Annotated in this window: 13 protein-coding genes; 10 read left to right on the top strand and 3 right to left on the bottom strand. The window is 71.3% G+C overall.

Going from position 1 to position 14,633, the window contains the following annotated elements:
• Positions 1 to 36 precede the first annotated feature (36 nt).
• The 5 genes from F9C41_RS14785 to F9C41_RS14765 all read left to right on the top strand — a co-directional run bounded on the left by F9C41_RS14785 (position 37) and on the right by F9C41_RS14765 (position 8,428).
• A complete protein-coding gene (locus F9C41_RS14785) occupies positions 37 to 990 on the top strand; it encodes a carbohydrate ABC transporter permease (protein WP_155387345.1) in 954 nt (317 codons plus the stop codon).
• A gap of 11 nt (positions 991 to 1,001) precedes the next feature.
• Positions 1,002 to 1,889, top strand: a complete 888-nt coding sequence (locus F9C41_RS14780) for a carbohydrate ABC transporter permease (RefSeq protein ID WP_155387344.1) — start codon at positions 1,002 to 1,004, stop codon at positions 1,887 to 1,889.
• Between the two features lie 103 nt (positions 1,890 to 1,992).
• Entirely contained in the window at positions 1,993 to 3,642 is a 1,650-nt protein-coding gene (locus F9C41_RS14775; protein WP_230689600.1) for a glycoside hydrolase family 13 protein, read from the top strand.
• A 129-nt stretch (positions 3,643 to 3,771) separates the two neighbouring features.
• Complete coding sequence (locus F9C41_RS14770; RefSeq protein ID WP_230689599.1) at positions 3,772 to 7,233, top strand: galactose-binding domain-containing protein; 3,462 nt, start codon at positions 3,772 to 3,774, stop codon at positions 7,231 to 7,233.
• 196 nt (positions 7,234 to 7,429) lie between these two features.
• Complete coding sequence (locus F9C41_RS14765; RefSeq protein WP_155387343.1) at positions 7,430 to 8,428, top strand: LacI family DNA-binding transcriptional regulator; 999 nt, start codon at positions 7,430 to 7,432, stop codon at positions 8,426 to 8,428.
• A 19-nt stretch (positions 8,429 to 8,447) separates the two neighbouring features.
• Here F9C41_RS14765 and F9C41_RS14760 read toward each other — a convergent pair whose 3' ends face one another.
• Entirely contained in the window at positions 8,448 to 8,885 is a 438-nt protein-coding gene (locus tag F9C41_RS14760) for a GNAT family N-acetyltransferase (RefSeq protein WP_155387518.1), read from the bottom strand.
• A 123-nt stretch (positions 8,886 to 9,008) separates the two neighbouring features.
• On the opposite strand from F9C41_RS14760, the gene F9C41_RS14755 reads away from it, so the two are divergent.
• From F9C41_RS14755 to F9C41_RS14745, 3 genes are all read left to right on the top strand, one after another.
• The gene (locus F9C41_RS14755; protein WP_196279769.1) at positions 9,009 to 9,572 is read left to right on the top strand and encodes an ATP-binding cassette domain-containing protein; all 564 of its coding nucleotides are present in this window, start codon (positions 9,009 to 9,011) and stop codon (positions 9,570 to 9,572) included.
• The gene (locus tag F9C41_RS14750; protein ID WP_230689598.1) at positions 9,569 to 11,716 is read left to right on the top strand and encodes a YhgE/Pip family protein; all 2,148 of its coding nucleotides are present in this window, start codon (positions 9,569 to 9,571) and stop codon (positions 11,714 to 11,716) included. The genes F9C41_RS14755 and F9C41_RS14750 overlap by 4 nt, the downstream gene beginning before the upstream one ends.
• Positions 11,717 to 11,871: 155 nt before the next feature.
• Positions 11,872 to 12,474, top strand: coding sequence for a TetR/AcrR family transcriptional regulator (locus tag F9C41_RS14745; protein ID WP_155387341.1), 603 nt, complete (start codon positions 11,872 to 11,874; stop codon positions 12,472 to 12,474).
• Positions 12,475 to 12,480: 6 nt separating this feature from the next.
• Here F9C41_RS14745 and F9C41_RS14740 read toward each other — a convergent pair whose 3' ends face one another.
• On the bottom strand, positions 12,481 to 13,392 hold the full coding sequence (locus tag F9C41_RS14740) for an SMP-30/gluconolactonase/LRE family protein (RefSeq protein WP_230689635.1): 912 nt from the start codon (positions 13,390 to 13,392) through the stop codon (positions 12,481 to 12,483).
• Between the two features lie 93 nt (positions 13,393 to 13,485).
• On the opposite strand from F9C41_RS14740, the gene F9C41_RS14735 reads away from it, so the two are divergent.
• Together F9C41_RS14735 and F9C41_RS14730 are read left to right on the top strand one after the other, a co-directional pair.
• Positions 13,486 to 13,944 (top strand): Lrp/AsnC family transcriptional regulator, encoded by a 459-nt coding sequence (locus F9C41_RS14735; RefSeq protein WP_155387339.1) that lies wholly within the window; start codon positions 13,486 to 13,488, stop codon positions 13,942 to 13,944.
• 18 nt (positions 13,945 to 13,962) lie between these two features.
• Entirely contained in the window at positions 13,963 to 14,211 is a 249-nt protein-coding gene (locus F9C41_RS14730) for an SCO4848 family membrane protein (protein WP_155387338.1), read from the top strand.
• Here F9C41_RS14730 and F9C41_RS14725 read toward each other — a convergent pair whose 3' ends face one another.
• On the bottom strand, positions 14,212 to 14,580 hold the full coding sequence (locus F9C41_RS14725; RefSeq protein WP_155387337.1) for a VOC family protein: 369 nt from the start codon (positions 14,578 to 14,580) through the stop codon (positions 14,212 to 14,214). It lies immediately after the preceding gene.
• Positions 14,581 to 14,633: the final 53 nt, after the last annotated feature.

The following is a 14,633-nucleotide window of genomic DNA, read 5'->3' as shown; positions in this document are numbered from 1 at the left end:
GGACCTGACCCCGCACCTTCCTTCAGGAGTGATGACATGGCGATCGCCACCGTTCCTGGCGCCGGCATCGACGTCGGCAGCCAAGCGCCAGCACCCGTCGATCCGCGTCGCGCCCGGCGCAACCGCCGGCTCAAGGACAACCTGACCGGCTACGCGTTCCTGATCGGCGCGGTCATCTGCTTCGCGTTCTTCTCGTGGTACCCGATGATCCGCGGCGTGGTCATGAGCTTCCAGCGCACCCGCGCCGGCGAGACCACCTGGGTGGGCTGGGACAACTACGACCGGATCATCAACGACCCGAGCTTCTGGACGGCCTGGCAGAACACCCTGTACTTCACGGTGCTCGCGCTGGTCCTCGGCTACGCGGTCCCCTTCTTCCTGGCGGTGCTGCTCAACGAGTTCCGGCACGCCAAGGGCTACCTGCGCATCCTGATCTACCTGCCGGTGATGCTGCCCCCGGCCTCGGCGCTGTTCCTGTTCAAGTACCTGGCCTACGACCCCAGCGACGCCGGCCTGTTCAACTCGATCCTCAAGGGGCTCGGGCTGCCGACCTCGCAGTGGATGCAGTCGACGGACATGACGATGCCGGCCATGGTCATCGCCTCGACCTGGATGAACATGGGCGGCGCGGTGCTGATCTACCTGGCCGCGCTGCAGAACATCCCGGGCGAGCTGTACGAGGCCGCTGAGCTCGACGGCGCCGGCCTGTGGCGGCGCATCACCAACGTGACCATCCCGCAGACCAGGCTGATCCTGTCGCTGATGGCCATGCTCCAGGTCGTGGCGACCATGCAGCTGTTCATCGAGCCGCTGATCCTGGCCAACGGCGCGGGCTCGGAGGATTCGGCCACGTCGGTCGTCTACCTCATCTACCAGCACGGCTTCTTCCAGAACGACCTCAACGGCGCGGCGGCGCTCGGCGTGATCATGCTCGTGGCGCTGATCGGCTTCTCCGCCGTCTACGCCCGGCTGAACGCGAAACAGGACTAGGGGAACGAGTCATGGCGCAGCAATCCGAGACGCGGTCACTGGTCTCCTTCGCGCAGCTCCAGCGGGGCCGCGGCAAGGTGATCTACTGGACCCTCCTCACCGTCGTGGTCATCCTGTTCACGCTCGTCTTCATCGGGCCGCTGTACTGGATGATCACCGGCGCGCTGAAGTCCAGCCCCGAGCTGGCGCAGACCCCGCCGACGCTGTGGCCGGCCGACCCGCAGCCGGAGAACTACTCCGACGCGTGGAACCGGCTGGACCTGGCCAAGCTGCTGTTCAACACCTTCTACTACGCGGTCGGCGCGCTGGCGTTCCAGCTCGTGCTGGACACGGCGGCGGCGTACGCGCTGTCGAAGCTGCGGCCGAAGCTGGGCAACCTGATCCTCGGCATGATGCTGGCGACGCTGATGATCCCGGCGATGGTGCTGATCATCCCGCAGTACGTGACGGTGATCGACCTGCCGATCCTGCACATCAGCCTGATCGACTCGCCGTTCTCGATCTGGCTGCCGGCGGTGGCCAACGCGTTCAACATCTTCTTGCTGAAGCGGTTCTTCGACTCCATCCCCGAGGACCTGATGTCGGCGGCGCGGATGGACGGCGCGGGCTCGATGCGCACGCTCTGGTCGATCGTGCTGCCGATCTCCCGGCCGATCCTCGGCGTGGTCTCCATCTTCGCGGTGACCGCGGTGTGGAAGGACTTCCTCTGGCCCAAGCTGGTCATGCCCTCGCCGGAGACCCGCACCATCAGCGTCGGCATCTACGCCTTCTCCGGCGGTACGCCGCAGAACGTGGTCGTCGCCGCGGCCGTCATCGCCGCGATCCCGACCATCGTGTTCTTCCTCATCTTCCAGCGCAGCATCATGTCCGGCCTGACCGCCGGCGGTCTCAAGGAGTAGCCGGCCGCGGGGGCCCGCCCCCCCCCCCCCCCCCCCCCCCGGGGGGCCCCGCCCGCCGTGCCCCACGTCCAGTTCGTGTTCCGTAACAGGAAGCAGGTATCTCGTGGTTGACATCGGAGCCCCCTTGCCGCAGGGGGTGCGCTCGGCGACTGACGCCTGGTGGCGCGATGCCGCCATCTACCAGGTGTACGTCCGCAGCTTCGCCGACGGCAACGGCGACGGCGTCGGCGACCTGGCCGGTGTCCGGGCGCATCTGCAGTACCTGAGGGACCTGGGCATCGACGCCATCTGGTTCAACCCCTTCTACGTCTCGCCCCAGGCGGACGGCGGGTACGACGTGAGCGACTACCGCAACATCGACCCGATCTTCGGTGACCTGGCCGAGTGCGAGCAGATGATCCGGGAGGCCCACGAGCTGGGCATCCGCGTCATCGTCGACGTGGTCCCCAACCACTGCTCCGACCAGCACCCCTGGTTCCAGGCGGCGCTGGCGGCCGGCCCCGGCTCGCCGGAGCGCGAGCTGTTCTGGTTCCGCCCCGGCAAGGGCGAGCACGGCGAGCTGCCGCCGACCGAGTGGACCTCGAACTTCGGCGGCGGCACCTGGACCCGGGTGCCCGACGGCGAGTGGTACCTGCACCTGTTCGACGGCGCGCAGCCCGACTGGAACTGGGACCACCCCGCGGTGCGGGAGGAGCACGAGAACGTGCTGCGGTTCTGGTTCGACCGGGGCGCCGACGGCATCCGGATCGACTCGGCCGGACTGCTCGTCAAGGACCCGACCCTGCCCGAGGTCGGCACCACCGAGCGGCACCCGTTCGAGGACCTGGACGAGGTGCACGACGTGTACCGCGCCTGGCGGCGCATCGCCGACGAGTACGGCGGCCGCGCCCTGATCGGCGAGGTGTGGATGCCCGACGTGCAGCGGTTCACCAACTACCTGCGCCCGGACGAGATGCACACCGCGTTCAACATGAACTTCCTGTGCTCGCCCTGGGACGCCGCGCTGCTGCGCGACGTCATCGACGACACCCTGCAGTCGCACGCGCCGGTGGACGCCCCGGCGACCTGGGTGCTGTCCAACCACGACGTGACCCGCCACGTCAGCCGGTACGGCCGGGCCGACACCTCGTTCAGCTTCAAGGGCCGCACCCACGACACCCCGGTCGACCTGGAGCTCGGCACCCGCCGCGCCCGCGCCGCGATCATGCTGGCGCTGGCGCTGCCCGGCTCGGCCTACCTGTACCAGGGCGAGGAGCTCGGCCTCTGGGAGGTCGAGGACATCCCGGCCGAGTTGATGCAGGACCCGATGTGGCACCGCACCGCGGGCGCCGACCCGGGCCGCGACGGTTGCCGGGTGCCGCTGCCCTGGTCGGGTGCCCAGGCGCCGTTCGGGTTCAGCCCGGACGCCGCGACGGCCAAGCCGTGGCTGCCCCAGCCGGCGGCCTGGAAGGCGTACACCGCCGAGTCGCAGACCGGTGACCCGGGTTCGATGCTGGAGCTGTACCGCCGCTGCCTGAGCCTGCGCCACAGCGAGCCCGCGCTCGGCGACGGCCCGATGTCGTGGCTGGACAACTCCGCGCAGGTGCTGTCGTTCCGCCGTCCCGCCCCGGACGGCCTCGACCTGGTCTGCGTGGTCAACCTCGCCGACCACGCCGTCGACCTGCCGGCGTACGCGCAGGTCCTCGTCGCCAGCGGCCCGCTGGACGGCGACCGCCTGCCCGCGGACACCGCGGTCTGGATCCGCCCCGCCTGACCTCTTCGCACGCGGGCTGGAAAGGAGCCCGTAGCTCAGCATCGCCACGGCCGTGGCGGCGCGCACCCCCGAATCGCGCCGCCTCACTCCGCTCCGGTCACCCGTCCCCACCGGAAGGCAGCACAGCCAATGAACGAGCTCAGCACCCCACCCGCACCGACGGGCCGCGCGTCAGCGCCCCGCCGCCGCACCGGGCTGGCCGCCGCGGCCGCCAGCTCGATGCTGGCCGGCGTGGCGCTGGTCGCGGTCACCGCCTTCGGCACCTCCAGCCCGGACCTGCAGCAGGTCGCGTCGATCTCCCCGTTCTCGATCGCCGGGCGCGGCGCGACCGTCGCGTTCAAGGAGTTCGAGGCCGAGGAGCAGCCGACCAACGGCACGATCCTGGCGCACACCCGCTACTACGGCCAGCTGGCCTCCGAGGCGTCCGGCCGCCAGGCCGTGGTCCTCGACGCCGTCGGCGAGTACGTCGAGTTCACCCTCACCGCACCCGCCGACTCCATCAACTTCCGGTACAGCCTGCCGGACAACGGCGCGGGCACCGGCCGCGACGCCACCATCGACCTGCGGATCAACGGGAACCTGCTGAAGGCCGTCCCGGTGACCTCCAAGTACGGCTGGTACTACGGCGGCTACCCGTTCAACAACAACCCGAACGACACCAACCCGCACCACTTCTACGACGAGCAGCGCAGCCTGCTCGGCAGCACCTACCCGATCGGCACGAAGATCCGGCTGCAGGTGAACTCGACCGCGCAGTCGCCGACGTTCACCATCGACCTGGCCGACTTCGAGGTCGTCGGTGGCCCGAAGACCAAGCCCGCCAACGCGATCGACGTGGTGGCCGACTTCGGCGCCGACCCGAACGGCGGCACCGCCGACAACACGGCGAAGTTCCAGGCCGCGGTCGACGCGGGCCGGGCGCAGGGCCGGGTCGTCTGGATCCCCGCGGGGACGTACACCGTCTGGGACCACATCGTGGTCGACGGGGTGACCCTGCAGGGCGCGGGCATGTGGCACTCGGTGCTCACCGGCCGCCACCCGACCAACCGCAACCGCGCGGTGGGCGTCTACGGCAAGTACGTGTCCGGCGGCGGCTACGGCGGCGAGATCCGCGCGCACGAGGCGGGCGGCCCGAGCCGCAACGTGACCCTCAAGGACTTCGCCATCATCGGCGACGTCCGCGAGCGCGAGGACAACGACCAGGTCAACGCCATGGGCGGAGCCATGACCAACTCGGTGGTCGACCACGTGTGGATGCAGCACACGAAGGTCGGCGCCTGGATGGACGGCCCGATGGACAACTTCACCATCCGCAACAGCGTGATCCTGGACCAGACCGCCGACGGCGTGAACTTCCACACCGGCGTCACCAACTCGACGGTCACCAACACGTTCGTCCGCAACACCGGTGACGACGGCCTGGCCATGTGGCCCGAGCGCATCCCGAACGTCAACAACACGTTCTCGTTCAACACGGTCGGCGTGACGATCCTGGCGAACAACATCGTGTCGTACGGCGGCCGCGACATCAAGATCACGGACAACGTGGTCGCGGACACCATCACCAACGGCGGCGGCATCCACATCGGCAACCGCTACCCGGGCGTCAACTCGGGCCAGGGCACGGCCGTGGCGGGCACCTTCACCATCGCCCGCAACACGCTGATCCGGGCCGGCAACTCCGACTACAACTGGAACTTCGGCGTCGGCGCGATCTGGTTCTCCGGACTCAACGAGCCCATCGCCGGGGCGACCATCAACGTCACCGACGCCGACATCCTGGACAGCTCCTATGCGGCGCTGCACTGGATCGAGGGCGGGGCCAGCGGCATCCACTTCAAGAACGTGCGCATCATCGGCGCGGGCACGTACGCGCTGCAGGTGCAGTCGCAGGGCCAGGCCACGTTCGAGAACGTGACCGCCACCGGCATCGCGCAGAGCAACCCGATCCACAACTGCGTGGGCCCGTCGTTCCAGATCACCCAGATCGGCACCAACTCCGGCTGGTACGCCAACCCGCCGGCCTGCACCGGCATCTGGCCGACCCCGGTCTGGACCGGCGGCCCGACCACGCCGCCGAGCAACAGCCCGCCGCCGCCCAGCAGCCCCCCGCCGCCCTCGGCGCAGCTGAGCCTGAGCACGTCGAACCTGGTGTTCGGCACGCAGAACGTGGGCACGACCAGCGCCGCGCAGACGGTCACAGTCAGCAACCCGGGCACCATCACCGCGAACCTGAGCGGCGTCGCCGTCAGCGGTGACTTCGCCCGGACCACCAACTGCGGCACGACGCTGGCGCCCGGTGCGAGCTGCACCGCCTCGGTGACGTTCACGCCGACCGCGACCGGCACCCGCAACGGGCAGCTGTCCGTGGGCAGCAACGCGCAGGGCAACCCGCACGTGGTGAACCTGTCCGGCTCGGGCTTCAACCCCAACGGCAACCTCGCCGCGGGCCGCCCGACCACCGAGACCAGCCACACCCAGTCGTACGGCTCGGGCAACGCGGTCGACGGCGACGTGAACACGTACTGGGAGAGCAACAACAACGCCTTCCCGCAGTCGATCACGGTCGACCTGGGCACGAGCGCGACCGTCAACCAGGTCGTGCTGAAGCTGCCCCCGTCGTGGGGCACCCGCACGGAGACCCTGCAGGTGCTGGGCTCGACGGACGGCTCGAACTTCAGCAGCCTGGCGGGTTCGGCCGGCTACACCTTCAACCCGGCCACCGGCAACAGCGCGACGATCAACTTCACCGCCGGGTCGCGCCGCTACGTCCGGGTGACGGTCACCGGCAACACCGGCTGGCCCGCGGGCCAGTTCAGCGAGTTCGAGGTGTACGGCAACGGCAGCCCGCCGCCGCAGACCCCGGCCGTCGGCCTGTCCTCGTCGAGCCTGTCGTTCGCGAACCAGACCGTCGGCAGCACCAGCGGCGCGCAGTCGGTGACGGTGACCAACACCGGCACGGCGTCGGCGACGCTGGGCGCGGTCACCGTCAGCGGTGACTACGCCCGGACCACCACCTGCGGTTCATCGCTGGCGGCGGGCGCGTCCTGCACGATCTCGGTGACGTTCACGCCGACCGCGTCCGGGGCCCGCTCCGGCTCGGTCAGCTTCACCAGCAACGCGCCGGGCAGCCCGCACACGATCAACCTGTCGGGCAACGGCGTCGTCGCGAACACCAACCTGGCGCTGGGCCGCCCGGTGACCGAGAGCGGCCACGTCGACGTGTACGGCGCGGGCAACGCGGTCGACGGCAACGCCAACTCCTACTGGGAGTCGCCGAACAACGCCTGGCCGCAGACCATCACGGTCGACCTCGGCGCGACGACCTCGGTGTCCCGCGTCGTGCTCAAGCTGCCGCCCGCCTCGGCCTGGGCCACCCGCACCCAGACCCTGTCGGTCCTCGGCAGCACCAACGGCTCCTCCTACAGCACCGTGAAGGCCTCGGCCGGCTACGTCTTCAACCCGTCCTCGGCCAACACCGTCACCATCACGTTCCCGGCGACCAGCCAGCGCTACCTGCGCCTGAGCTTCACCGGAAACACGGGCTGGCCCGCCGGCCAGCTCTCGGAGTACGAGGTCTACGCCTCGTAACCCACCCCAGCCCCGGTGGAGAGGGTGAGCGGCCCTCTCCACCGGTTGAGTGAAAGAAGGGCACCTTCGCAACGCTCCGCGTTGTAGAAGGTGCCCTTCTCGACACCGGCAGGGCAGTCGCCCCAGGCCGTAACGTGATCCGGTTTACCGGTTCGCCCGGCAACCGTCACGCGGCGGACCGGTTACAGTGACCGGCGTGACGCGCAGACTCGCCGAAGTGGCGAAGTACGTGGGGGTGAGCGAGGCGACGGTGAGCCGTGTGCTCAACGGCAAGCCCGGCATCTCCGAAGCGACCCGCACCGCCGTACTGACCGCCCTGGACGTGCTCGGCTACGAGCGGCCCACCAAGTTGCGCGGCGAGCGGGCCCGCCTGGTCGGCCTCGTGCTGCCCGAACTCCAGAACCCGATCTTCCCGGCGTTCGCCGAGATCGTGGCGGGGGCGCTGGCGCAGCGGGGCTTCACCCCGGTGCTGTGCACCCGCACCGAGGAGGGCGTGGCCGAGTCGGCGTACGTCGACATCATGATGGAGCAGCAGGTCTCCGGCGTGATCTTCGCGGGCGGCCTGTACGCGCAGGCCGACGCCGAGCACGAGCACTACCACCGGCTGCGCCAGCGCGGCCTGCCCGTGGTGCTGGTGAACGCGGCCATAGACGGACTGGGCTTCCCGGTCGTGGCGGCCGACGACGCGGTCGCGGTCGATCAGGCTTATGGGCACCTCTCGTCGCTCGGGCACACGAAGATCGGCCTGCTGCTCGGGCCGGTCGACCACGTGCCGTCGGCGCGCAAGCTGGCCGCGTTCCGCAAGCGCACCGGGCAGAAGAACCCGCCGGTCGCGCGCACCATCTACTCGATGGAGGCGGCACAGGCCGCGGCGGTGCGGCTGATCAAGGAGGGCGTGACCGGGCTGGTCTGCGCCTCCGACGTGTTCGCACTCGGCGCGGTGCGCGCGGTGCGCCGGATGGGCCTGCGCGTGCCGGAGGACATCTCCGTGGTCGGATACGACGACTCGCTCTTCATGGCCTGCACGGACCCGCCGCTGACCACGGTGCGCCAGCCCATCGGCGCGATGGGCACGGCCGCGGTGGCCATGCTGGTGTCGCAGGTGGACGGCGGCGAGGTCGCCCCGGACGAGTACCTGTTCGACCCCGAGCTGGTCGTGCGCGGCTCGACCGCGGTGGTCGCCGCCGCGTCCTGACCGCGTCCTGACCCGGGGCTCAGCCCCTGCGCATGGGCACGTGCGGGATGCCGTCCTCCAGGAACTCCGGGCCGCTGGGGGCGAAGCCGTACTTGGCGTAGAACCTCGCCAGGTGCGCCTGCGCGTCCAGCACCGCGGGGCGCTCGCCGACCGCGGCCAGTGCGGCCGTGAGCAGCTGCCCGGCCAGGCCGTCGCCGCGCGCCTCGGGGGCGGTCACCACACGCCCGATGCGGCACACCCTGCCTTCCGGCTCCGCGTCTTCGAGCATGCGCAGGTAGGCCACGGGTCTGCGGTCGACCTCGTACCACAGGTGCCGGGTGCCGGGCTCGCCGTCGCGGCCGTCGAGCTCCGGGTAGGGGCACGACTGCTCCACGACGAAGACGTCCACGCGCAGCTTGAGCAGGGCGTAGAGGGTCGTGGCGTCCAGGTCCTGGAAGCTCGCCGTACGGAAGATCATTGGCTCTGCCGAGATCACCTCTGGATCGTAGTCGGTGAGGCGGCTCACCCTCACTTCCGATCGGGTCCCGCTGTGAGCGAGTATTTGAACTGACTGGTCGGTTCAAATACTTTGGGGGCGGAGTTGGAGGCGGCACTGCTGCGGGCCGAGGGACTCGGGCTGCGTACCCGCCGGGGATGGGTCTTTCGGGATCTCGACCTGGCGGTCCATCCGGGCGAGCTGGTGACGCTGACCGGCCCCGCGGGCGGCGGGCGGACCAGCGCGCTGCTCGCGCTCGGCGGCCGCTTCCGCACCTCGCACGGCACGCTGCGAAACCCCGGGCGTACGGCGTTCGGCCTGGTCCCCGGCGTCAACGAGCCGGAGCCCGCGCTCACCGTCGCCGAGCACGTCGGGGAGCGGCTGCGCCTGCTCGGCCTGGCCCGGCCCTGGCACCGCCGCAGCCGGCACGCCCTGCTCGCGGGCGAGTCCGACGACCTGGTCCGCGACCTGTCCCCACTCGACCGGCACCGCCTGATGATCAAGCTTGCCCTGCTGGAGGACCCCGACGTGCTGCTCATCGACGACATCGACGTGGGCCTGACCCCCGCCGAGACGCAGACCCTGCTCAGCGACCTCGACGCGACCGGCCGCGCGGTCATCGCCGTCTGCCGCGACCCCTTCCTTTCGACGGTGGGGGTGGGGCGGTGAGTCTGGGCAGGTTGGAGTTGCGGCGGTTCCGGCGGCACCGGATGACGCGGGCCGCGCTGGTGGTGCTGACGCTGGTGCCGCTGCTGTACGGGGCGCTGTACCTGTGGGCGTTCTGGGATCCGTACGGCAACATGAACCGGATCCCGGTGGCGCTGGTGCTGGAGGACGAGGCGGCGAGCGATCCGGACGGCGGGCAGGTGCACGCGGGGCGGGACCTGGCCGACGAGCTGGAGCAGCGGCAGGTCTTCGGGTGGCGGCGGGTGGGCGCGGCGCAGGCGGCGGACGGGCTGCGGGACGGCACCTACCAGCTGATGCTGCGCATCCCGGCGGACTTCTCGGCGGCCCTGGTCACCGGGCCGGACCCGGCGGCGACGGCACGGGCCGGGCAGCTCACCGTCGTCAGTGACGATGGGGTCAACTACATCTCCGGGATGCTGGCGCGCAGCGCGTTCACCGAGATCCGGGCGGCGGCGGCCGAGTCGGCGGCGGCGAAATACTTCGACGGCATGCTGATCGGCTTCAGCGACGTGAAGTCGGCGCTGGGCGACGCGGCCGACGGCGCGGGCGACCTTGCCGGCGGCGCGACCGACGCGCGCGACGGTGCGGACGCGCTGGCCGACGGCGCGCACAGCGTCCAGGCCGGGGCGGGCTCCCTCGCCGACGGGCTGGCGCGGGCCGAGTCCGGCTCCCGCGAGCTGGCCGGTGGCCTGGCCACGCTGGAGGCCGGAGCGGAGCAGCTCGCCGACGGCGCGGCCCGGGCCGCCGCAGGCGGTGCGCAGCTGGCGTCCACGGTGGACGGTGTCGGCGGCCGGGTCGAGCCGGTGCTGCGCGAGCACGCCGGCACCATCGAGCGCGGTGCCGACGCCGTCGCCGCGGCCGCCGATGCGCTCGCCGCCCACCTGGACGCGCTGCCTCAGCTCGCCGACCAGGCCGTACGGCGCACCGCCGAGGTCGTCACCTCGCTGGACGCGCTCGTGAAGGCGCACCCCGAACTCGCCGACGACCCGGCCTTCACCGCCGCCCGCCGGGCCGCGACGAGCGCCGCGGACACCGCGCGGGACCTGGCACACCGGCTCGACACCGCCGGGCTGCCGCAGGTCAAGGCGCAGCTGACCGAGGTCGCGGCAGCCGCCCGCGCGGTGGCGAAGGCCGCCCCGCACCTGGCCGACGACGTCGCCGCGGCCCGGCGCAGCGTCGACGAGCTGGCCGCGGGACTGGCCACGCTGTCCACCGGCGCGGACCGGCTGCACGGCGGGGTCGCCGACGCCGCAGCGGGCGCGAAGTCGCTGCACGGCGGCCTGTACCGGCTGTCCACCGGGGCACGGCAGCTGGACGGCGGGCTGGTCCGGCTCTCCGGCGGGGCGGGGGAGCTCGCCGCCGGGCTCGTCCGGCTCGACGACGGGGCGCGCACACTGGCCGCAGGGCTGTCCGACGGGGCGGCGCAGGTGCCCGGCTACGACGCGGACACCCGGGCGCAGCGGGCCGGGGTGCTGGCCGCGCCGGTGACCCTGGAACGCGACGTGTGGCACGCGGCCGCCGCCTACGGGGCCGGGTTCGCGCCGTACTTCCTGGCGCTGGCGCTGTGGGTGGGCGCGATGCTGACGTACATGCTGCTGCGGCCGGTGACCCGGCGGCACCTGATGACCGGCGCGCCCGCCTGGCGGGTCGCGCTGGCCGGCTGGCGGCCCGCGGTCGCGGTCGGCTTCGCGCAGGCCACCGTGCTGTACGCGGTGCTGCTGCTCGCACTGGGCCTGGACCCCGCCCACCCCTGGGGCATGTACGGCTACCTGCTGGCCACGATGCTGGCCTTCACCGCCGTGCTGCAACTGCTCGGCGCGGCCCTGGGCTCGACCGGCCGCCTGGTCGCCCTGATCCTGCTGATGCTCCAGCTCACCGGCTCGGGCGGCACCTACCCCGTGGCCACCAGCCCCGGCTTCTTCCAGGTGATCCACCCGTACCTGCCGATGACCTACGTCGTCGACGGCCTGCGCCGCCTCATCCTCGGCGGCTCCACCAGGACCGTCGTCACCGGCGTCACCGTCCTGCTCGCCGTGACCGCCCTGGCCCTGACCCTCACCACCCTCACCGCCTCCCGAGCCCGCCGCCTCACCCCCGACAAACTCCACCCCGCCCTCACCATGTGACCTGCCCGCAGGGCCGATGTGGCACGGTGGGGGCATACCCGCAGCGGCTTGCAGTTTCGGGGAAAGTGCGTGAATCGGTGCGCCGGTAGCGGCAGTTTCCCCGAAACTGCGAGCCGGGGAGGCGCGGACGCTGAGTTATCGAGGGGGCTGTGGGCGTGGATGGGCGGAGTGCGCGGCGGGATGCGACGCGGCAGAAGCTGTTCGAGGCGACCATGGCGCTGATCGCGGAGCAGGGGTTCTCCGATACGACGGTGGATCAGATCGCGGAGCGGGCCGGGGTGGCCAAGGGGACCGTCTACTACAACTTCGCGTCCAAGAGCGTGCTGTTCGAGGAGCTGCTGCGTTACGGGGTGGGCCTGCTCACCGACGACTTCAAGACCGCGGTCGCCGGGCGGGAGCCGACGGCCGCCGTCGAGGCGCTGGTCCGGGCGGAGCTCGCCTTCATCCAGCGCTACCGGTCCTTCGCGCAGCTGCTGCTGTCCGAGATGTGGCGGACGCACCGTGACTGGCAGCAGACGCTGCGCCTGCTGCGCGAGGAGGCGATCACCGTGATCGCCGCGACGCTGCAGGCGGGCGTGGACAGCGGCGATTTCGCCCCGGACCTGGACGTACGACTGTCCGCCTCGGCGCTGTTCGGCGTGTGCCTGGTGGTGGCGCTGGACTGGCTGGTGTTCACCCCGGAACAGCCGATCGAGCAGGTCGAGGCGGCGGTGCTGGCCATCGTGCGCAGCCGTGCCGCCGTCAACATGCAGCCCTGATCGTGCTCAGCCGCGCGCCCACGGGGGCGTGCAGCCGTTCACGGTCAGCCTGATCGCGTACACCGAGGTGCTCGCGGTCATGAAGAGCACGTTGCGTTTCGGGCCGCCGAAGACCAGGTTGGACACGATCTCGGGGAGCAGGATCCGGCCGAGCCGGGTGCCGTCGGGGTGGTAGCAGTGCACCCCGTCGTGGGCCGCCGCCCAGATCATGCCGCGGTCGTCCACCCGCAGCCCGTCGAACGAGCCCGCGTCGCACTCGGCCAGCACGTCGCCGCCGGTCAGGCCGCCCTCGGCGGTGACGCCGAAGACCCGGATGTGCTTGCGGCGCGTGTCGGCCAGGTAGAGCCGGCGCTCGTCGGGGGAGAACGCGAGGCCGTTGGGGCGTACGGCGTCCTGGACCACGGCTTCGGGCGCCCCGCCGGGGCGGACCCGGTACACGTGGCAGGCGCCGATCTCGCTGGGCGCGCGATTTCCCTCGTAGTCGCTGTCGATGCCGTACGACGGGTCGGTGAACCAGACCGTGCCGCCGGAGTGGACGACCACGTCGTTGGGGCTGTTGAGCCGCTTGCCCTGCCAGCTGTCGGCCAGCACGGTGATGCTGCCGTCGTGCTCGGTGCGGGTGACCCGGCGGTTGCCCTGCTCGCAGCTGACCAGCCGGCCCTGCCCGTCCAGGGTGTGCCCGTTGGTGTGGCCCGCGGGCTGCCGGAAGACGCCGACCGTGCCGGTGGTCTCGTCCCAGCGCAGCATCCGGTCGTTGGGGATGTCGCTGCAGAGCAGGTATCGCCCGGCCGCGTGGTAGACCGGGCCCTCCAGCCAGCGGCCGCCGGTGAAGAGCCGTTCCACGCGCTCGTCGCCGTTGCAGGCGAAGCGTGGATCCAGCGTCACGAGCTGGGCGGGGATGGTGTCGGTGGCGAGCAGCGCACTCACGATGTGCCTCCCATGCTTAACGTTGTTCGGCAAAACGCTAACATCACCTAACATGGTTCTGTCAAAGGCTCCAGGGAGTGAACGATCATGGACGAGATCGACCGCACGCTGATCGCGCTGCTGCAGGAGGACGCGACCCAGGCGTACGCGGCGCTGGGCCAGGCGGTGGGCCTGTCCGGCGCGGCCGCCCACGACCGGGTTCGCAAGCTGCGCGAACGGGGAGTCATCCGGCGCAGCACGGTCGAGGTCGACCCGCACGCGGCGGGGCGCGGCGTGCTCGCGTTCGTGCTGATCGAGGCGAACGCGTGGATGGGCGACGCGGAGACCGCCGACGCCCTGCGCGCGATCCCGCAGATCCAGGAGGCGCACATCACCGCGGGCTCCGCGTCCGTGCTCACCAAGATCCGGACCTCGACGACCGAGGAACTGCAGGCCGTGCTCAAGGAGATTTTCGCGGTGCCGGGGGTGACCGGCACGCAGACCATCGTGGCGCTGGAGACGTTCTTCGAGCGGCCGGTCTCGGTGCGGCAGTACCCGCGCTGACTGGCATACTCGCCGGTTATGAGGTTGTCGCGGGGCTGGTCGCTGTTCCTGATCGGGGTCGGCGTGTGGACCTGGCTGATCTGGCCGCGGTTCGCCCTCGCCATCTGGGACGACCCGCGGGCCTGGTCGACCGGCGTGTCCGGCGACGGCTCGCCGACCAGCTTCCTGTGGGTGCACGCGCTGCTGATCGGCGCCTCGCTGGCCATCGGCACCACCGTCGGCGTGCTCGGCGTCAGGGGCATGCTGGCCGCCCGCCGCAAGGACTGATCAGCCGGGCAGGTGGCAGACCGCCTCGACGTTGTTGCCGTCGCGGTCGCGTACGAACGCCCCGAAGTAGTGCTCGTGGTACTCCGGCCACACCCGCGGCTCGTGCAGCACCTCTGCGCCGGTCCCGGCGGCCGCATCGAAGAACGCGGTGACCGCGGCCCGGTCGGCGGCGACGAAGGCGATGTGCGCCTCACGGGCGACGCCCTCGGTGGTGACCGGGCCGAGCCAGAACACCGGCCGGTCGACGCCGTAGCCGATGACGTCACCGAACTCCAGGATGCGCCGCCCGCCGAGCGGCTCCAGCACGGTGTCGTAGAAGTAGGCGGCCGCTTCGACGTCGGCGACCTGAATCGACAGGTGATCGAGCATGCCTGCCAATCTATCGGCGGCCGCGCGCGGCGGGCTCACGCCGGGCGGGACAC

Source organism: Catellatospora paridis (genome assembly GCF_009720365.1).
Taxonomy (GTDB): Bacteria; Actinomycetota; Actinomycetes; order Mycobacteriales; family Micromonosporaceae; genus Catellatospora; species Catellatospora paridis.
Note: the sequence above shows the minus strand (reverse complement) of the source record. Positions and strands in the feature narration are given on the sequence as shown.

Bases quoted from the DNA above. Each gene is read 5' to 3' on its own strand.
- F9C41_RS14785 (WP_155387345.1), top strand. From the start codon at position 37: ATGGCGATCGCCACCGTTCCTGGCGCCGGCATCGACGTCGGCAGCCAA.
- F9C41_RS14780 (WP_155387344.1), top strand. From the start codon at position 1,002: ATGGCGCAGCAATCCGAGACGCGGTCACTGGTCTCCTTCGCGCAGCTC.
- F9C41_RS14770 (WP_230689599.1), top strand. From the start codon at position 3,772: ATGAACGAGCTCAGCACCCCACCCGCACCGACGGGCCGCGCGTCAGCG.
- F9C41_RS14760 (WP_155387518.1), bottom strand. From the start codon at position 8,885: ATGATCTTCCGTACGGCGAGCTTCCAGGACCTGGACGCCACGACCCTC.
- F9C41_RS14730 (WP_155387338.1), top strand. From the start codon at position 13,963: ATGAGGTTGTCGCGGGGCTGGTCGCTGTTCCTGATCGGGGTCGGCGTG.
- F9C41_RS14725 (WP_155387337.1), bottom strand. From the start codon at position 14,580: ATGCTCGATCACCTGTCGATTCAGGTCGCCGACGTCGAAGCGGCCGCC.